Annotated in this window: 16 protein-coding genes and 1 pseudogene; 10 read left to right on the top strand and 7 right to left on the bottom strand. The window is 68.5% G+C overall.

What is annotated here, in order from left to right; all coding sequences use genetic code 11:
- Genes sufC through KK141_RS16115 form a run of 3 tightly spaced genes read left to right on the top strand, consistent with a single transcriptional unit; the run spans window position 1 to window position 3,352 of the window.
- On the top strand, window positions 1-765 hold the full coding sequence (gene sufC, locus KK141_RS16125; RefSeq protein WP_214572169.1) for a Fe-S cluster assembly ATPase SufC: 765 nt from the start codon (window positions 1-3) through the stop codon (window positions 763-765).
- Entirely contained in the window at window positions 762-2,081 is a 1,320-nt protein-coding gene (gene sufD / locus KK141_RS16120) for a Fe-S cluster assembly protein SufD (RefSeq protein ID WP_214572168.1), read from the top strand. The genes sufC and sufD overlap by 4 nt, the downstream gene beginning before the upstream one ends.
- Before the next feature lie 26 nt (window positions 2,082-2,107).
- Window positions 2,108-3,352 (top strand): cysteine desulfurase, encoded by a 1,245-nt coding sequence (locus tag KK141_RS16115; protein ID WP_214572167.1) that lies wholly within the window; start codon window positions 2,108-2,110, stop codon window positions 3,350-3,352.
- Between the two features lie 77 nt (window positions 3,353-3,429).
- On the opposite strand, the gene KK141_RS16110 is transcribed toward KK141_RS16115, so the two are convergent.
- On the bottom strand, window positions 3,430-5,463 hold the full coding sequence (locus KK141_RS16110) for a M13-type metalloendopeptidase (protein WP_214572166.1): 2,034 nt from the start codon (window positions 5,461-5,463) through the stop codon (window positions 3,430-3,432).
- A gap of 542 nt (window positions 5,464-6,005) precedes the next feature.
- On the bottom strand, window positions 6,006-6,671 hold the full coding sequence (locus KK141_RS16105; protein ID WP_214572165.1) for a hypothetical protein: 666 nt from the start codon (window positions 6,669-6,671) through the stop codon (window positions 6,006-6,008).
- Between the two features lie 85 nt (window positions 6,672-6,756).
- On the opposite strand from KK141_RS16105, the gene KK141_RS16100 reads away from it, so the two are divergent.
- From KK141_RS16100 to KK141_RS16080, 5 genes and pseudogenes are all read left to right on the top strand, one after another.
- The gene (locus tag KK141_RS16100; RefSeq protein ID WP_214572164.1) at window positions 6,757-8,163 is read left to right on the top strand and encodes an MFS transporter; all 1,407 of its coding nucleotides are present in this window, start codon (window positions 6,757-6,759) and stop codon (window positions 8,161-8,163) included.
- A 38-nt stretch (window positions 8,164-8,201) separates the two neighbouring features.
- Window positions 8,202-8,780 (top strand): Fe-Mn family superoxide dismutase, encoded by a 579-nt coding sequence (locus tag KK141_RS16095; protein ID WP_214572163.1) that lies wholly within the window; start codon window positions 8,202-8,204, stop codon window positions 8,778-8,780.
- 103 nt (window positions 8,781-8,883) lie between these two features.
- Window positions 8,884-9,888: a YncE family protein gene (locus KK141_RS16090; protein ID WP_214572162.1), complete on the top strand. Its 1,005-nt coding sequence runs from the start codon at window positions 8,884-8,886 to the stop codon at window positions 9,886-9,888.
- A 48-nt stretch (window positions 9,889-9,936) separates the two neighbouring features.
- On the top strand, window positions 9,937-10,485 hold the full coding sequence (locus KK141_RS16085) for a GNAT family N-acetyltransferase (RefSeq protein WP_214572161.1): 549 nt from the start codon (window positions 9,937-9,939) through the stop codon (window positions 10,483-10,485).
- A pseudogene (locus KK141_RS16080) lies at window positions 10,449-10,811 on the top strand (non-heme iron oxygenase ferredoxin subunit); the annotation flags it as partial. The gene KK141_RS16085 and the pseudogene KK141_RS16080, both read left to right, overlap by 37 nt.
- Before the next feature lie 110 nt (window positions 10,812-10,921).
- Here the strand turns inward: KK141_RS16080 and KK141_RS16075 are convergent.
- Genes KK141_RS16075 through KK141_RS16055 form a run of 5 tightly spaced genes read right to left on the bottom strand, consistent with a single transcriptional unit; the run spans window position 10,922 to window position 15,978 of the window.
- Window positions 10,922-11,716 carry a MipA/OmpV family protein gene (locus tag KK141_RS16075; RefSeq protein WP_214572159.1) on the bottom strand — a complete coding sequence of 265 codons (795 nt, stop codon included), beginning with the start codon at window positions 11,714-11,716 and terminating at the stop codon, window positions 10,922-10,924.
- Window positions 11,713-12,669: an HlyD family efflux transporter periplasmic adaptor subunit gene (locus tag KK141_RS16070; RefSeq protein WP_214572158.1), complete on the bottom strand. Its 957-nt coding sequence runs from the start codon at window positions 12,667-12,669 to the stop codon at window positions 11,713-11,715. The genes KK141_RS16075 and KK141_RS16070 overlap by 4 nt, the downstream gene beginning before the upstream one ends.
- The gene (locus tag KK141_RS16065; RefSeq protein WP_250901812.1) at window positions 12,666-13,406 is read right to left on the bottom strand and encodes an ABC transporter ATP-binding protein; all 741 of its coding nucleotides are present in this window, start codon (window positions 13,404-13,406) and stop codon (window positions 12,666-12,668) included. Before KK141_RS16065 ends, KK141_RS16070 begins: the two co-directional genes overlap by 4 nt.
- Before the next feature lie 8 nt (window positions 13,407-13,414).
- Window positions 13,415-14,548: an FtsX-like permease family protein gene (locus KK141_RS16060; protein ID WP_214572156.1), complete on the bottom strand. Its 1,134-nt coding sequence runs from the start codon at window positions 14,546-14,548 to the stop codon at window positions 13,415-13,417.
- The gene (locus KK141_RS16055) at window positions 14,548-15,978 is read right to left on the bottom strand and encodes a TolC family protein (protein ID WP_345777606.1); all 1,431 of its coding nucleotides are present in this window, start codon (window positions 15,976-15,978) and stop codon (window positions 14,548-14,550) included. The genes KK141_RS16060 and KK141_RS16055 overlap by 1 nt, the downstream gene beginning before the upstream one ends.
- 269 nt (window positions 15,979-16,247) lie before the next feature.
- On the opposite strand from KK141_RS16055, the gene KK141_RS16050 reads away from it, so the two are divergent.
- Together KK141_RS16050 and KK141_RS16045 are read left to right on the top strand one after the other, a co-directional pair.
- The gene (locus KK141_RS16050) at window positions 16,248-16,946 is read left to right on the top strand and encodes an MtnX-like HAD-IB family phosphatase (RefSeq protein ID WP_214572154.1); all 699 of its coding nucleotides are present in this window, start codon (window positions 16,248-16,250) and stop codon (window positions 16,944-16,946) included.
- A gap of 64 nt (window positions 16,947-17,010) precedes the next feature.
- The gene (locus KK141_RS16045; RefSeq protein ID WP_214572153.1) at window positions 17,011-18,420 is read left to right on the top strand and encodes an aminotransferase class III-fold pyridoxal phosphate-dependent enzyme; all 1,410 of its coding nucleotides are present in this window, start codon (window positions 17,011-17,013) and stop codon (window positions 18,418-18,420) included.
- The last annotated feature ends 242 nt before the right edge of the window (window positions 18,421-18,662 follow it).

Raw genomic sequence — 18,662 nt, 5'->3', positions numbered from 1 at the left:
ATGCTGAAGATCGAGAACCTGCACGCCCGCGTCGAGGGCAAGTCCATCCTCAAGGGCCTCACGCTCACCGTGAACCCCGGCGAGGTGCACGCCATCATGGGCCCGAACGGCGCCGGCAAGTCCACCCTGGGCAACGTGCTCTCCGGCCGCGACGGCTATGAGGTGACCGAAGGCTCGGTGACGTTCGAAGGCCGCGACCTGCTGGCGCTGGAGCCGGAAGAGCGCGCCGCCGCCGGCGTGTTCCTGGCGCTGCAGTATCCGGTGGAAATCCCCGGCGTGAACAACACCTACTTCCTGCGCGCCGCGCTCAATGCGCAGCGCAAGCAGCGCGGCGAGGCGGAACTCGATTCCATGCAGTTCCTCAAGCTGGTGCGCGAGAAGCTGAAGATCATGCAGATCTCCGACGAGCTGCTGCACCGTGCGGTGAACGAAGGTTTCTCAGGCGGCGAGAAGAAGCGCAACGAGATCTTCCAGATGGCCGTGCTGGAACCGAAGCTGGCGATCCTGGACGAGACCGACTCCGGCCTGGACATCGACGCGCTCAAGCAGGTGGCGCAGGGCGTGAACGCGCTGCGTTCGGCCGAGCGCTCCTTCCTGATGATCACCCACTACCAGCGCCTGCTGCATTACATCGAGCCGGACTTCGTGCACGTGCTGGCCGATGGCCGCATCGTCGAGAGCGGCGACAAGTCGCTGGCGCTGAAGCTGGAAGAACACGGCTACGCCTGGGTCAACGAGCGCAGCCCCGCCGGAGCGCAGGCATGAGCGAACCGGCGCGCACGCCGTTCGTCGCCTCGCTGCCCGAAGCGGAGGCGCTGGCGCGCCTGCCCGGCAGCGGCGTCGCCTGGCTGGACGCGGCGCGGCGCGAGAACCTCGACGCCTTCGCCGCTGCCGGCCTGCCCGACACCCGCGTGGAAGCCTGGAAATACACCGCGCTGCGCGCGCTGGCGCAGCGCCGCTTCGCGCATGGCGATGCGCAGGCGGCCACGCGTGCGGTCGATGTCGCGGCGCTGGCCTTGCCGGGTGTGGACGGTCCGCGGCTGGTGTTCGTCAACGGTGCGTTCCGCGCCGATCTCTCTTCGCTGGCCGGGCTGCCCGCGGGCCTGAGCCTGCGTCCGCTGTCGCAGGCGCTGCGCGAGGATGCCGAAGGCCTGCGCTTCGCGCTGTCGCATCGCTACCGCGAAGCCGGCGACGCGTTCGCGCGGCTGAATGCGGCGCTGGCCGGCGACGGCGTGGTGCTGCGCGTCGCCGCTGGCGCGGCGGTCGCCAAGCCGGTGCATCTGCTGTTTGTCGGCGCGCCGGCGGAAGGCGATCTCGCCTGGCATCTGCGCACCATCGTCGAACTGGAAGAGGGCGCCGAACTCGCCCTGGTCGAACACCACGCTTCCCTCGGCGCGCAGAAGCATCTGGCCACCGTGGTCAGCGACGTGGTGCTGCGCGACGGCGCCCGGCTCGACTACGCCATCGTGCAGGACGCCGCCGAAGACGCCACCCTGATCCGCCGCAGCCAGCTCCGCCTCGGCGCGCACGCCCATGCCGCCATGCACGTGCAGGAACTCGGTGGCGCCCTGGTGCGCCACGACCTGCGTGCGGAACTGGCCGGCGACGAAGCGCGCCTCGCCACCCATGGCGTGTTCGCGTTGCATGGCCGCCAGCACGTCGACACCCAGCTGGCGGTGCGCCACGCGGCCTTGAACACGGCTTCGGAATCCATCTGGCGCGGCGTGGCCGACCAGCGTTCGCGCGGCGTGTTCCGCGGCGCCATCGTGGTGGCCGAAGGCGCCGACGGCAGCGATGCCTCGCTCAGCAGCAAGAACCTGCTGCTGTCCGCGCTGGCCGAGATCGACACCAAGCCGGAACTGGAAATCTACGCCGACGAAGTGAAGGCCGCGCACGGTGCCACGGTCGGCCAGCTCGACGAGCGCGCTTTGTTCTACCTGCGCTCGCGCGGCATCCCGCACGCCGAGGCGCGCGCCATGCTCACCGCCGCGTTCTGCCGCGCCGTGCTGCAGGCGATGCCGAACGAAGCGCTGCGCGAGCACGTCTCACAGCTGCTGCTGGCCCACCTGCCGGCCGAATGAAGCCCACGCCACCGGATCCCCAGCCGATGAACGCCCAAGCCCAGCTTCCCACCGCCTTCGACGTGCAGCGCATCCGCGCCGACTTCCCGCTGCTGGCGCGCAGCGTGCACGGCAAGCCGCTGGTGTATTTCGACAACGCCAACACCAGCCAGAAGCCGCACAGCGTGATCGAGGCGGTGGACCAGCATTACCGGCTGCACAACGCCAATGTCTCGCGCGCCGTACATCTGCTGGGCGAGGAAGCCACTGCCGCCTACGAAGGTGCGCGCGACAAGCTGGCGATGTTCCTCAATGCCGGTTCGCGCAACGAGATCGTGCTGACCTCGGGCACCACCCAGGCGATCAACCTGGTGGCCTACAGCTACGCCTTGCCGCAGCTGCAGCCGGGCGACGCCATCGTCACTACCGTGATGGATCACCACGCCAATATCGTGCCGTGGCAGATCGTGGCCGCGCGCAGCGGGGCCACCGTGAAGCCGGCGCCGATCGACGAGCGCGGCGAGCTGATCGTGGAGGAATACCTCAAGCTGCTCACGCCCGAAGTGAAGCTGGCCTGCGTGGGCCATGTCTCCAACGTGCTGGGTACCGTCAATCCGGTGCGCGAGCTGGCGCGCGAATGCCGCAAGCGCGGCATCCCGCTGCTGGTGGACGGCTCGCAGGCCGTGCCGCACCGTCCGGTGGACGTGCAGGCGCTGGGCTGCGATTTCTATGCGATCACCGGCCACAAGATGCTGGCGCCCACCGGTACCGGCGTGCTGTGGGCGCGCAAGGAGCTGCTGCAGGCGATGCCGCCGTTCTTCGGCGGCGGCGAGATGATCCGCGAGGTGCGCTTCAGCGGCACCACCTTCGCCGAACCGCCGCATCGCTTCGAAGCGGGCACGCCGAATATCGCGGGCTTCGCCGGCGTGTCGGCGGCGATCGACTACTACGCCTCGGTCGGCTTCGAAGCCATCCATGCCTGGGAACAGCAGCTGCTGGCCTATGCCACCGAGCGCTTGCGCGAGATTCCCGGCCTGCGCATCTTCGGCGAGGCCAGGGAAAAGGAGCCGGTGATCTCCTTCCTGATCGACGGCGCCCAGGCGACGGACCTGGCCACCCTGCTGGACCTGCAGGGCGTGGCCGTGCGTTCCGGCCATCATTGCGCGCATCCGCTGATGCAGTTCTACGGCGTGCCGGCCACGCTGCGCGCGTCGCTGGCGTTCTACAACACGCGCGAAGAGATCGACGCTTTCATCACCGCGCTGCTGAAGGTGCGCAAGCTGCTGCTGTGACGTCCCCCGCCCAGCGTTGAGGTAACAAAAAAACCGCGGGCGGTCCCCGCGGTTTTTTTTTCAGCGATCGCTCGGGCTTACCAGATCTTCACCTGCTGCTCGCCCGACCGCACCATCTTGTCCCCCGGCTTGCACTGGAACGCCTGCGCGAAGGCCGCCATGTTCGACGGCGCGCCGATCGCGCGGAATTTCGCCGGCGCGTGCGGATCGGTGTTGAGCAGGGTCAGCTGCGCGGCATCGCGGATGGTGCCGCGCCACACGCGCGCCCAGTTGAGGAAGAAGCGCTGGTCCTGGGTGTAGCCGTCGATGCTCTGCTTCGCTTCGGCGGGGTTCTTCGCCAGCGCCATCTGCAGCGCATCGTAGGCGGCGTTGAGGCCGCCCAGGTCGCCGATGTTCTCGCCCATGGTCAGCTGGCCGTTGACGAACTTGCCGGGCAGCGCCTCGTAGCCGTTGAACTGCGCGGCCAGCTTGGCGGTGCGCTCGTCGAAGGCCTTGCGGTCGGCGTCGGTCCACCAGTTGACGTTGTTGCCCTGGGCGTCGAACTTGCTGCCCTGGTCGTCGTAGCCATGGCCCATCTCGTGGCCGATTACCGCACCGATGCCGCCATAGTTCAGCGCGTCATCCACCTTGGCGTCGAAGAACGGCGGCTGCAGGATGGCGGCGGGGAACACGATCTCGTTCTTCTGCGCGTTGTAGTAGGCGTTCACCGTCTGCGGCGTCATGCCCCATTCGCTGCGGTCCACCGGCTTGCCGATCTTGCCGACCATGTAGTCGTAGTTGAACTTGGCCGCCGCCTGCACGTTGCCGAAGTAATCGCCGGCCTGCAGCGTCAGGCCGCTCCAGTCGCGCCACTTGTCCGGATAGCCGATCTTCGGCGTGAAACTGGCCCACTTCTCCAGCGCTTTCTGTTTGGTCTCGGCGCTCATCCATTCCAGGTTTTCGATGCGCGACTTGTAGGCGGCGCGCAGGTTGTCCACCAGGCCCTGCGCGCGCTGCTTGGATTGGGCCGAGAAATAGCGCGCCACGTAGAGCTGGCCCAGCGCCATGCCCATGCTGTCGTTGACCGCGTCGAGCGTGCGCTTCCAGCGCGCCTTCATTTCCTTCTGGTCGTTGAGCGTCTTGGCGTTGAAGTCGAAGTCTTCCTGCTGGAAGGCCGTGGACAGGTAGGGCGCGGCGCTGTCCACCGCGTGGAAGCGCAGGTAGGCCTGCCAGTCGGCGACCGGCGTTTCGGCCAGCATCTTGTCGAACTCGGCGAAGAACTTCGGATGCGACAGCGAGAAGCCGTCCTTCACGTCCGCGCCCTGGGCCTGGAAGAACGCCGCCCAGTCGAAGTGCGGCGTGACTTTGCCGGCGTCGGCAAAGCTGACGTAGTGATAGCGGTTTTCCGGCTTGCGCAGTTCCACCGGCGGCAGCGAGGCGGCAGCCAGTCGCGTCTCGAACGCCATCACCGCCTTGGCCTGCGCCTGCGCATCGGCCGCGTTCACGCCGACCAGCTGCAGCGTGCGCGCGACGTGGGCGACATAGGCCTCGCGGATCTTGGCGAAGTCCGGCTTGCTGTAGTACTCGGCGGTAGGCAGGCCCAGGCCGCCCTGGCCGGCGTAGGCGATCTGGCGGCTGGAGTCCTTGAAGTCCGGGCTGCCGGAAAAGCGGAACGCCACGCCGTCGCCGCGCGCGTAGCTGTCGCGGATATAGGCGGCGACGTCGGCGCTGTTCTTCAGCGCGCCGATGCGCGCGAGCTGCGGCTTGATCGGGTCGTAGCCGGCTTTCTCGATGGCCGCTTCGTCCATGCCGGAGGCGTAGAGGTAGCCGATCTTCTGTTCGATCGAACCGGCCTGGGCTTGGGCCGGATGCCTGGCGGCGGCTTCGGCGATGGTGCGCTGCGCGCTCAGGCTGTCTTCGCGCAGGGCGTCGAAGGAGCCCCAGCGGGTGCGGTCCGGCGGGATGGGGTGGGCGGCGACCCACTTGGCGTTGACGAAGCCGTTGAAGTCGGCGCAGGGGGCGATTTTCTTGTCCAGTTCCTTGATGTCGAGGTTGCCGGCGGGGCCGGCGATGGCGATGGCGACGGTGGACAGGGTCAGGGAGATGGCCAGGGCCAGCTTGATGTGTTTCATGGTGGGTCCCCTTGGGTGGCGGGTGCCGCGAGGAGGCGCGGCTAGCCGCGCAGGCTAGGCAGCCTTGGGAAGTGTTCGACAGTGTCGAAGGTCACTCACGCTGGTCGTTTTGCTCGTCATCCTGGCGTAGGCCGGGATCCAGTTTCTGTATCGCTTGGTTTTCGCGGTATCGCGAATGGGCCGCTTATGCAGCGGGCATTTCGTGCGCCTGCCGGCGCCCGAGTCACTTTTTCTTTGCTGGCCCAAAGAAAAAGTAACCCAAAAGAAATGGCCTCAGAGCCAAGGCTCGCGACGCGACTAGAAGGAGCAGTGAGCGGCTGTGGTAAACGGATTAACCAGAGTCGACACGAAACGACTGTGCGTTTACGTGACGCGTCCTTCAACGTGCCGTTGCGAAGAGGATGTTCAAGAATCGAGGCCAGCTTCTGTTCTTCGTTCCTGCATACCTCACGACATCACCCCTCTCCCCTCCGGGGAGAGGGCAGGGTGAGGGGCCGGGCGGAGTAGTGCGCTGAAGGTCGCGACAAGCGGCTGCGAATGAATTAGCTGAGTTTGACTGGCGTCAGCACTGGCTTGCGTGGGCTGATGCGATACACGCATCGGCGGGCGCCTGCGAGCAGGTGTTGTTCGCGCTTTACGCTTGCTTCTTCGCCCAGCACTTCCTGGAACAGCTCCAGTTCGGCGCGGCAGAAGCCCTGGCACGCTTGGGCGGCGGAGCAGATGGGGCAGTGGTCTTCGATCAGGAGCCAGTCGCGGCCGTCTTTTTCGGCGCGGGCCATGTAGCCCTCGCGATCGCGGATGGCGGCGAGGCGGCGGATGCGGTCGGCGAGGGTGCGTGCGCTGGCGGTGGTCTGGAGGTACTGGCGGCGGTTTTCTTCGCGGCGGGCGTCGACCAGTTTGTCGACGCCGGCTTCGCCGAACAGGGCGCGGACGGAGGCGATCAGGTCGACGGCCAGTTGCGCATGGGCGTCGGGGAAGCGGGCGTGGCCGGTGGCGGTGAGTGACCACAGCTGGCGGGGGCGGCCGGCGCCGGTGGAGCGTTCCTGTTCGCCGGCGATCAGTTGTTCGTCCAGCAGCTTCTGCACTTGCTGGCGGATCGCCTCGGTGCTGACGCCCAGGGCTTCGGCCAGGGCGGTGCTGCCTTGCGGGCCGAAGGTCTTGAGCTGGCGCAGGATGCGTTCGCTGGTCTCGATATTATCCAAGCTCATGCTTGTTTAATTCCCGTGGATGGGTCTAATATCCCAAGTCGTAACTTGGATATTGGCGCGCCCGGCGCGCATTGTCGAGGAAAGCATGGCAACGGCTACGGCTTCCGCCTCCTGGGCGGATCTTCTTTCGGGGCGCAACGGCGTCCGTTCGGTGGCGCTGGCGGGTGGCACGGCGCTGCACGCGGTCAATATCTACGTGGTGACCACGATCATGCCGTCGATCGTGCGCGACATCGGCGGGCTGGCGTACTACGCCTGGAACACCACGCTGTTCGTGGTCGCCTCGATCATCGGCGCCACGCTGGCGGCGGCGCTGGCCGGGCGCTTGGGCGGAAAAGGTGCGTATCTGCTCGGGCTGGCGGTGTTCTCCGTCGGCGCGCTGGTCTGCGCGGCCGCGCCGTCGATGCCGTGGCTGCTGGCGGGCCGCAGCCTGCAGGGGCTGGGCGGCGGCGTGCTGGTGTCGCTGGCTTATGTGCTGATCCGCCAGGTGTTCGAGCCGGCGCTGTGGTCGCGCGCGATGGGATTGGTTTCGGCGATGTGGGGCATCGCCACCTTGTCGGGGCCGGCGATCGGCGGCGTGTTCGCCCAGCTGGGCGAATGGCGCTGGGCGTTCTGGAGCCTGCTGCCGGCGGTGGCGGTGCTGGGCGCGATCGTGCTGGCCTGGCTGCCCTCCGCGCAGGCGGACGGCGAGCGCGCGGCGGTGCCGGGCGGGCGCCTGGCATTGCTCGCCTTGTCGGTGCTGGCGGTGTCGATGGCGAGCCTTGCCGCGTCGCGCGCACTGCAATGCCTGGGCATCGGCATCAGTCTCGCGCTGGCGGCCTTGATCGTGCGCGCGGATCGAAACGCGCAGGCACGCCTGCTGCCGACCGGCTCGTATGCGCCTTCGCGTTTGCGTTCGCTCTATCTGGTGATGGCGCTGCTGGTGATCGGCAGCACGGTCGAAATCTTCGTGCCGTATTTCCTGCAGACGATCCTCGGCCACGAGCCGCTGGAAGCCGGCTATCTCACCGCGGTGATGGCGGCCGGCTGGAGCTTCGGCTCCATGCTCAGCGCCGGCCGCGACCATGCCTTCGGCGCGCGCTGCATCCGCTTCGGGCCGCTGCTGATGGCGGTGGCGCTGGCCTTGCTCGCCTGGCAGCTGCAGCGGCCGGCCGAAGCCACGCAAGGCATCGGCTTTGCGGCGCTGTGCCTGTTCCTCGCCTGCGTCGGGCTCGGCATCGGCATGGCCTGGCCGCATCTGCTCACGCGCCTGCTGGAAGCCGCGCCGGCGGAAGAGGGCGCGCTGGCTTCTTCGTCGATCTCGACCGTGCAGCTCTATGCGATGTCGCTCGGCGCGGCGGTGGCCGGCTGGGTGGCGAATGCCGCCGGCCTCAGCGAGCCGGGCGGTGTGCCCGGTGCGCGCGCCGCGGCGCTGTGGCTGCTTGGCGGCTTCGCGCTGCTGGTCGCGCTGGGCCTGCCGGTCGCGCGCCGCGCGGCGCCGGCCCGCGCCTGAATTCCTCCCCCAACGAAGCACCCTAAGGAACGCTACGCATGGCTATCGAACTGCTGCCGCTGCCTTACGACCTCAACGGCCTGGCGCCGCATATCTCGGCACAGACGCTGGAATACCACTACGGCAAGCACCACCGCGCCTACGTCACCAACCTCAACACGCTGATCGCCGGCGGTGAATTCGAAAATCTGGAGCTGGAGGAGATCGTGCGCCGCTCCACCGGTGCGATCTTCAACAATGCCGCGCAGGCCTGGAACCATAGCTTCTACTGGAACTCGATGAGCCCGCGCGGTGGCGGCGCGCCGCAAGGCCTGCTGGCCGACCTGATCGTGCGCGACTTCGGTTCGCTCGACGCGTTCAAGGAAGCGTTCGCCAAATCCGGCGCCGCCCAGTTCGGCTCGGGCTGGACCTGGCTGGTGCAGCGGCCGGACGGCAAGCTGGCCATCGTCAACACCTCCAACGCGGGTACACCGCTGACCGGCGCGGATCGCCCGCTGCTGGTGGCCGATGTGTGGGAACACGCGTACTACATCGATTACCGCAACGCCCGCGCGAACTACCTGCAGGCGTTCTGGCAGCTGGTGCACTGGGAGTTCGCGGCGGACAACCTGGCCTGAGCGGCGCGCCAGGAAAACTACACAGAAAACCACACGCTAAAAGAACCATAAGGTGCGGTCGCTACGCTCAGGCGTCGACCACCACCTTGCCGGGACTTTGCGCATGAAAAAGCCGTCCATCCGCCTGTTGCCGCTGCTGCTCGCCGCCACCGTGCTGCCCGCGCTGGCCGCACCCTCCGAAGCGCCGTATGCCGTCGCCGCGCGCCACGCGCTGGGCGGGCCGGGCGGCTGGGATTACCTCAGCCTCGATGCCGCCGCGCATCGTCTCTATATCGCCCGCGACGACCGGGTGATGGTGATGGATACCGCCAGCGGCAAGCTGGCCGGCGAAGTGGCCGGCATGCAGCATGCGCATGGCGTGGCCCTGTCGCCGTCCACGCACGAGGCCTTCGTCAGCAGCGGGCGCGGCGACGAAGTCACCGTGTTCGATACGCAGACGCTCAAAGTCACCCGGCATATCGCGGTCAGCGGCAAGAACCCGGATGCGATTCTGTTCGACAGCGCTTCCGGCCATCTGCTCACCATGAATGGCCGCAGCAACAACCTCAGCGTGATCGACGCGCAGTCCGGCAAGGAGCTGTCCACCGTCGCGCTGCCGGGCCGTCCGGAATTCGCGGTGGCCGACGGGAACGGCCTGCTGTATCTGAATCTGGAAGACAAGAACGCGCTGGCGCGCGTGGATCTCAAGGCCGGCAAAGTCACCGCGGTATGGGCGATGGCGCCGTGCGACGGGCCGACCGGCCTTGCGCTCGATGCGGCGCATGGACGTCTGTTCTCGGTATGCGACAACGGCTGGATGATCGTCACCGACGCGCACGACGGCCACCAGGTGGCGAAGGTGGAGATGGGCAAAGGCCCCGACGCGGTGATCTACGACGCCGCGCGCCGCACCGTGCTGGGTTCGGCGGGCGAGGACGGCGTGCTCAGCGTGGTGGCACAGGACGATGCCGATCATTACCGCCTGCTCGGCAATGTGCCCACGCAGAAGAGCGCGCGCACCATGGCGCTGGATCCGTCCACGCATGAGGTCTATCTCGCCGCGGCGACAGCCAGCGGCAAGGGTAAGCCGGTGGAAGGCTTCCAGGTGCTGGTCGCCGCGCCGCACTGAGCGCGGCGCCATGGCCGGAGAGGGCGGCGCGGCATTATGATTCCGCTTATGCCCACGACCTCCCTCCCCGTGTTCCGCCCGGCCCTCGCGGCCGACGTTCCCGCCATCGTCGCCCTCGTCGAATCCGCCTATCGCGGCGATTCGGGCCGGCTCGGCTGGACCACCGAATCCGACCTGCTCGACGGCCGCCGCACCAATGTCGAAGGCGTGGCCGAGCTGCTGGTGCAGGCCGACAGCGTGGTGCTGCTGGCCGAGCGCGACGGCGAACTGCTGGCCTGCTGCCATGTGGAGCGCCAGGGCGAGGCCGGCTATTTCGGCATGTTCGCGGTCAATCCGCTGCTGCAGAACGGCGGCATCGGCAAGGCCCTGCTGGCTGAGGCCGAGCGCCACGCGAGCGAGCGCTGGCAGTGCCTGGCCATGCGCATGACGGTGATCGAGCAGCGCGCGGAACTGATCGCCTGGTACGAGCGCCGCGGCTACCAGCGCACCGGCGAATTCCGTCCGTTCCCCTACGGCGACGAGCGCTTCGGCATTCCGCGCCGCGACGACTTGCGCTTCGAATGGCTGGTGAAGACGCTGGCCGGGGGCGTGGCGTGAGCGAGGACGTCAGCGGCTGGACCTACGTCGGCACGCGCGCGGAACTGCTGCCCGGCGAGTTCAAGGTCGTGTACGACGAAGTCACCCAGGAACCGATCGCCATCTACAACATCGACGGCGAGCTCTACGCGGTACAGGACCTGTGCACGCACGACGGCGGCGATCTCGCCGGCGGCGACGTGCACGGCTTCGAAGTGGAGTGCCCGCGCCACGGCGCGCGCTTCGACCTGCGTACCGGCGCGGCGCTGTGCCCGCCGGCTTACGAGCCGATCGCGAAATTCCCGGTGCGCGAAGCGCACGGCGGCATCTGGACGCGCGACGACCGCGTTTGCGTTTTCGGCTCCGATGGGGGGGTTGGTGGGGGTGCGCCCAGCCAACCCCAACACCGTGCCGGCATGGGCTGCGCAACGTTGGGGTTCGCTGCGCTCACCCCAACCTACGGAGCGAAGCGGTAGACCAGGGCCATCGAGCCGGTGAACTGGTCGGCCGTGCCGAAGCCGCGCACCAGCGGGCTGTCTTCCGCGTTGCCGAGCAGGCGCGCATAAGAGAGCGAGAACACCGTGGCCAGATGGCGGCCCAGCGGAATCAGGCCGTCGTATTCCAGCCCCACCTGCTGGCTGCCGCCGCCCGGCTGCCACGGCGCCACGCCCAAGGCGGCGGCTTCGACCGCCGACAGGCCGAAGAAGCGGCGCATCGCCGGGCCGTTCATCCACTGCCACTGCAGCTGCAGGCCGTGCTCGTAGCGGCCGATCGGCGGCAGCGCGGTGAAGGCATACAGATTGAAGTAAGCGCCGGCGCCCTGCGTGTCGTGCGCGGCATTCAGGCCGACGTTCTGCGCTTCGCTGAAGTCGTATTCCAGATAGCCGCCCGCGTTGAGCCGCGGCGACAGCGAGGTGACCTTGCCGCCGAGCCGGCCGAGATCCTCGTGGCTGCGGCCCCACTGGTAATTGCCGTACAGGCCGCCGTGCAGATGCTCGCCCATGATCAGGTCGAGCGTGGCGCCGTCGTCGGTGGACAAGGTGATGCGGTCGCCGAGCTTGGCCTGCACGTAGGGCGCGAGCTGGTCGCGGTGCGCGCGCGAGCCCTGCCAGGCCGGCAGGCGGATAAAGCCGGCGCCGACCAGGTCGGCGTCGCTGGCGGTGGCGATGGCGTCGTCCGCGCGGCAGGGCGCGGCGACGCCGAGCAGGGCGGCGCAGGCGGACGCCGCGAGCCAGCGGGTGAACGGACTCACGGCTGTTTCGGTTCGGCGTTCTTCGCGCCGGCATCGCCCGCGCTGAAACGCACCAGCACGCGCTGGCCGATGCGCGCCGAGGCCGGCGGCGGCTGGTCGAAGGCGAGCACGCATTCCACCGTGCGCGTGTTGGCGCGCACCAGCGGATCGTCTTCCAGCGCGCTGGCGCCGAACACGGTGCCGATGCGCAGCACGTGCGCGCTGAGATTGGGCATGCCGCTGCCGCTGTCGTCCACCACCTCGGCGCGCATGCCGGTGCTCACCGCGCGCACGAAGGATTCGTTGAGTTCGGCGCGCACCAGGCGCGGCTGCTCCGGCAGCAGCACGAAGGCCGGGCCGCCCTGCGGCGACGCGGTGGCGCCGGGCTGGATCAGGCGCTGCACGATCTCGCCGTCCACCGGCGCCAGCAGGCTGCGCTGGGCCAGTTCGTAGCGCGCGCCGGCCAGCTTCTGCGCGGCCAGCGCGGCATTGGCGCGCGCATTGGTCAGTTCGCCCTGCAGCTGGCGCGAAGCCTCGCGCGCATCGTCGGCGCTCTGCGCATCGCCGGCGCCGGCCTTGGCGGCGGCTTCCAGGCGCTCGGCGCGCTGGTCGGCGGCCTTCATGCGCGATTCGAGCAGGTCGGCCTGGGCCTGGGCCTGCTTCTGTTCCGCCTCGGCCGAGGTGACGGCGAGCTTCGACGGCTCGGTGTCGAGCATGGCCAGCAGCTGGCCTTTCTTCACTCGGTCGCCTTCGTGCACCTTGATCTCGGCGACCACGCCGTCGCGCGGCATGCTCAGCTTGAGCAGGCCGCCTTCGATGTCGATCTTGCCGCGCGCCACCGCCGCATACGGCGAGACGGCCGGCGCCTGCCTGGCGGCGTCGTTGCTGTCGTCGCGCGAGCAGCCGGCCAGCGCGAGCGCGGCGGCGAGGGCGAGCAGGAGGAGGGGGCTCGAAAAGAGCGGTCGCGAACTCATGAGGCGGATTCCTTGAGGCCCGGAACGGCGTCCGGCAGCGAGGGCTGGCTGCGGTCGCTGAGGATGCGGCCGTCCTCCATGGCGAGGACGCGGTCGGCATGGCCGACCAGGCGCGGATCGTGGCTGACGCACAGCACGGTGGTGCCGTGCGCGCGGGCGATGCGGTGCAGGATGTCGATGATGGTCTGGCCGTTGGCGGCGTCGAGCGCGCTGGTGGGCTCGTCGGCGAACAGCAGCTCCGGTTCCTTGGCCAGCGCGCGGGCGATCGCCACGCGCTGCTTCTCGCCGCCGGAGAGTTCCGACGGGCGCAGGCGCATGCGCGGACCCAGGCCGACTTCTTCCAGCGAGGCAACCGCGCGGCGGCGCGCCTCGCGCGGCGCCAGGCCCAGGTAGCTCAGCGGCAGTTCCACCTGTTCTACCGCATTCAATGCCGGGAACAGATTGAAACCCTGGAACACGAAGCCGGTGTGCAGCAGGCGGAAGCGTTCCAGCGCGCGGATGTCGAGCTGGCCCAGATCCTGGCCCAGCGCGGTGACCTGGCCGGCGTCCGGGCGCTGCAGGCCGCTGAGGATCGCCAGCAGGGTGCTCTTGCCGCAGCCGGACGGGCCGGAAATCAGCGTGAGTTCGCCCGAGCGCATGTCCAGCGTGAGGTCGTGCAGGACGGTGCTGCGCACGCGGCCGGATTCGAACGACTTGGTCACGCCGCGCGCCTGCAGCGAGATGGTGGAGGAAGGCATGCCCGCGCTCATCGCAACAGGCTCGCCGGATCGGCGCGGCGCAGGCTGCGCATCGCCGCGAGGCCCGACACGATGGCCAGGCCCATGCCCAGCAGCAGGCAGGCGGCCACCGTGATCGGGTCCAGCGCCACCGGCACGCTGCGGCTGCGCGCGAAGGCGAAGAAGATCCCGCCCAGCAGCGCGCTGCCGACCAGGCCGATCGCGCCGACCCAGAACGCCTGCTCCATCACTACCTTGCGCAGCGCGCCGACGCCCACGCCCAAGGCATTGAGCGTGGCGTACTCGCGCACCGAGCCGATCACCGCCGCGACCAGGGTCTGGCTGGTGATCACCGCGCCAACCAGGAACACGATGCCGGCCAGGAACAGCACGCCGGCGCCGGCGCCGGTGTCGAACATCCAGTAGAGCTGCGAGCGGCGCGCGAAGTCGCGCGCGGTCCACACGTCGTAGCTGCCGAACGCGGTGGTGCCGCGCAGGCGCGCGGCGACGGCGGCGGCCTGGTCGGGGTCGCGCACCTTGGCCACGAAATACGTCATGCGGCTGGCATTGGCCGGGTCGGTATCGAGCTCCGCGGCGGTAGCCAGCGAAGCCACCACGTTGACGCCGCCGAGCGCGCGCAGGCCGCTGCTGACGCCGACCACGCGCACGCGGTGGCCGTTGATCACCGCCTTGTCACCCACCTGCACGCCGAGGCTGCCCAGGTCCGCGCGGTCGACGATCACCGCCTCGGGCTCGTTGAGGCGCGCGCGCAGCGCGGCGGGCAGGGCGTGCGCGAACAGCATGCCGTCGGCGCGCGTGTCGATGCCGGAGACGAACACCGACACGCCGCCGGTGTCGTTCGGGCCGCGCCAGTCAGCGTCGACCCAGTGGAAGGGTTCGACCTGGGTCACCGACGGGTCCATGCGCAGCCGCATTTCCACGCCGGCGTCGATCGGCCGCCCCAGGTTCACGCTCTGCGTACCCGGATAGCCGGCCCAGAGATCGGCCGAGGAACCGGTGATGTACACGCTGGCGCTGCCGAAGATGCCCAGCACCAGGGCCGCCTGCAGCAGCTGCAGCAGGCCGGCGAAGCCGACCGCGAGAATGGCGGGCAGGAAGCGGCGCCATTCGTACACCAGGGTCTTGCGGGCCAGCGCCACCATCAGTTGGCGCTCCGCGGCGCCGGGGGCGGCGGCATCGGCGCGCCACCCAGGGCTTTGTAGAGCGAGACGTAGGCGAGATCGCGCGCGGCGATCGCGCTGGCCAGTTCCAGCTCGGCGCGGTGGCCTTCGATCAGGCTGTCCTGCACGTCCAGTTTGCTGCCCAGGCCGAGCTCGGCGCGCTTGCGTACCGCGTCGCCGCCGCCGCGCGAGGCGTCGGAGGCCTGCTGCAGCGCCTGTTCGCGGCCGCGCAGTTGTTCGAGGTCGCCCAGCGCCACTTCGGTTTCGGCCACGCCCTGCAGCACGGCCTGGCGGTAGGCCAGCAGGGCGGCGTTGAGTTCGTGGTCCCTGGCGTGCGCCGCGGCCACGCGCTGGCCCCAGTCGAACAGCGGGATGTCGATGACCGGGCCGGCCGAGAAGATGCCTTCGTGGTTGCGCGTGCGGTGGTTGGTGGCGATGTTGATCGACCACTGGATCGACGAGCCGAAGCCGATGTGCGGGTAAATGTCCTTGCGCGCCAGGCCCAGCTCGCCGGCGGCGCGCAGCACCTCGGCCTCGGCGCCGGCGATCTCCGGCCGCGCGCGCAGCATGTCGGCCGGCGCGGCGGTGAGCTGCCAGGCGCCCAGGCGCGGCTGCGTGCCGGCTTCGAGCCAGGCCGGATCGGGTTCGTTCTGGCCCAGCAGCACGGCCAATTGCTGCGCGCTGGCGTTGATCGCCTGGCGCGGTTCGGACAGCGCAGCCTCGGCGCGGGACAGCTCGGCCGCGGCGCGTGCGGCTTCCATGGGCGGGGCCAGCTTGAGGTCGACGCGGGTCTGCAGCAGGCGGGCCTTTTCCTGCTGTGCGTCGCGGATGTCCAGCAGCAGGGCTTCCTGGCGCTGCGCCGAGCGCAGTTCCACCCAGCGGCGGGTGACTTCGGCCACCAGCGAGACCTGGGCACCGCGCAACGCCGCCTGGGCGCCGTTGAGCTGGCCGTTGGCGACGCGCTTGCTGCTCTGCCACGCGCCGAACAGCGGGAATTCCCAGCTGGCGTCGAAGCCGACCATGAAATAGGAGGCGCTGGTGTCCGGATTCACCACATCGTTGGTGCGCGCGTGGAGGTTGGGCAGATAGCCATCGCGCGAGTGGCCGTTGAGCTGGCGGGCCGCCTGCAGGCGCTCGGCGGCCTGGGCCACGTCGAGGTTGTTGGCGAGCGCGCGGTCGATCAGCCCGTCCAGCGCCGGATCGCCCAGCGCCTGCCACCAGCCGCGCAGATCGGCCGAGGGCGGCGCCACATTGGCGGGGGCGTTGCGCCAGACCTCCGGCAGAGGCGGCTTCAGCGCCGGCACCGGCGCGACCGCACAACCGGCCAGCAAGGTACCGAGAAGCGCGCAAAGCAGTACCGGCGCGAGGCGTCCGATACGCGCGTGCGACGGTGGAATAGCGGTTGAGAACACGTCTTTCCCGGTCATCGGCGGAGGGTGGCTGCCTGGTCGCGGCCGCCTGGGAACCCGCGCCTGGCGGCCTGGCCGGGTGGGGCCGGCGAGCCAAGCCGTGCAGGGTATCGGCGTATGGTGACAAACGGCAATGGCATGGGCGCAAAGCATAACGTCCGGTGTCTTATGTTGGGCTTCGGATACATGACTTTCAGCGGGACAATTCTGGAAAGGGGGCCGAAAGGGGTGCACGCCTAAGGTTCAGGTATCGTGAACCCTGGAGTCACCGCGTGACGGCTTGGAACATCCTCTGCGACTTCGACGGCACCATTTCCGTCGAGGACGTGATCGACTCGCTGCTGGACCGTTTCGGCCGTCCCGGCTGGGAAGCGCTGGAGCAGGACTGGCGCGCGGGCCGCATCGGTTCGCGCGAGTGCATGAGCGGCCAGGTCGACCTGCTGGACATGAGCCGCGCGCAGCTGGACAAGCACCTGGAAGGCCTGTGGATCGACCACGCCTTTCCCGCCTTCGTCGCCAAGACCCGCGAGCTGGGCGCGCCGATCCGCGTGGTCAGCGACGGCCTCGACTACGCCATCCACAAGATTCTCGGCCGCTACGGCCTGGACGACCTGCCGCTGGCCGCCAATCACCTGGCGCCGGCCGAGCCGCCGCGCCAGTGGCAGTTGACCTCGCCGTTCCAGGCCGAAGGCTGCCGCAGCGGCACCTGCAAGTGCGCCTGCGTGGCCCAGGCCCGCAGCGGCGGCGCCAAGACCCTGCTGATCGGCGACGGCGCCTCCGACTTCTGCGCGGCCGACCGCGTCGACTTCGTGTTCGCCAAGCACCGCCTGATCGAGCATTGCCGCGCCGCTGGCATCCCCTATGTGCCGATCACCGGTTTCGAAGACGCGCTGGAACTGCTGCCGCGCCTGCTCGACGGCAGCCTGCTCGCCGAGCATGCCCGTCCGGCGCCGGCCGTCGCCGCGGGCTGAGGCCCGCGGTTGCGCCTGTCATTGACTTAGCAAGACCCCGCCTTTCCCCATTTCGGATTTCTCGATGAACGCTTACGACCCCAACGCCGCCACCGGTGTGATTCCCGACGCGCAGCTGCTGGCCGACGAGGTGCAGTACAGCTCCTTCGGCGACACGGTGCACTATGTGGACCCGCCGAAGATCTTCCGCCACGGCCAGGGCAGCTGGATGTACGACACCGCCGGCGTGCCGTTCCTCGACCTGCAGATGTGGTACTCCGCGGTCAACTTCGGCTACGGCAACAAGCGCCTCAACGACACCTTGAAGGCGCAGATCGACACGCTGCCGCAGGTGGCCAGCCAGTACCTGCACCAGACCCGCATCGAGCTGGCCAAGACGATTGCTGTCGACGCGCAGCAGAAGTTCGGCCTGAAGGGCCGCGTGCACTTCAACGTGGGCGGCGCGCAGGCGGTCGAGGATTCGCTCAAGCTGGTGCGCAACTACAAGAACGGCAAGAGCCTGATGTTCGCCTTCGAGGGCGGCTATCACGGCCGCACGCTCGGTGCTTCGTCGATCACCTCCAGTTACCGCTACCGCCGCCGCTTCGGCCACTTCGGCGAGCGCGCGATGTTCATCCCGTTCCCGTATCCGTTCCGCCGCCCGAAGGGCATGACGCCGGAGGAATACTCCGACGCGTGCGTGCGCCAGTTCGAGCGCCTGTTCGAGACCGAGTACAACGGCGTGTGGGACCCCAAGGTCAACCAGGCCGAATACGCCGCCTTCTACGTGGAGCCGATCCAGGGCACCGGCGGCTACGTGATCCCGCCGAAGAACTTCTTCAAGGACCTGAAGAAGGTGCTGGACAAGTACGGCATCCTGATGGTGGTCGACGAAATCCAGATGGGTTTCTGGCGCACCGGCAAGCTGTGGTCGATCGAGCACTTCGGCGTGACGCCGGACATCATCGTGTTCGGCAAGGCGCTGACCAATGGCCTGAACCCGCTGTCGGGCCTGTGGGCGCGCGAGGAGATGATCAATCCGGAGATCTTCCCGCCGGGTTCCACCCACTCCACGTTCAATTCCAACCCGCTCGGTACGTCGCTGGGCCTCGAAGTCATCAAGATGGGCTACGAGCTCGACTACGAGACCAACGTGGCGAAGAAGGGCGCGCACTTCCTGGACGCGCTGAAGGACCTGCAGAAGCGCCACAAGGAAATCGGCGACGTCGACGGTCTTGGCCTGGCGCTGCGTGCGGAAATCTGCACCGACGACGGCTTCACCCCGAACAAGGCGCTGCTGGACAAGATGGTCGACATCGGCCTGGCCGGCGACCTGGAGCACAACGGCAAGAAGATCGGCCTCGTGCTCGACGTGGGCGGCTGGTACAAGAACGTGATCACCTTCGCGCCCTCGCTCGACATCACGCACGAAGAGATCGACCTGGCCATCGCGCTGCTGGATCAGCTGCTGACCAAGGCCAAGAAGTCGATGTAAAGCTTTGCCGCCGCGGATGCGCCCGGCGCATCCGCGGCGGCAGGTGAGAAGTTTTTTGTCGATATTTCCCATGCAGGGGAAGCTGGCAAGCAAGGCGGCGCTTCGGTGCCGCCTTTTTTTGTGCCTGTGTGGGCGCCTTATTTTTCATGGCGATTTTTCTCCTGAAAGCGATATGCGAATTCGGCCATGGCCTGGGCGTGTTTTTTACTAATTATCCGAATTCGCATTCGGTGAGCGGTTAT

The organism is Dyella sp. LX-66 (genome assembly GCF_018599165.1).
In the GTDB taxonomy this organism is placed as follows: domain Bacteria; phylum Pseudomonadota; class Gammaproteobacteria; order Xanthomonadales; family Rhodanobacteraceae; genus Dyella_D; species Dyella_D marensis.
The sequence above is the reverse complement of the archived record's forward strand: the minus strand, read 5'-3'. Positions and strand labels throughout refer to the sequence as shown.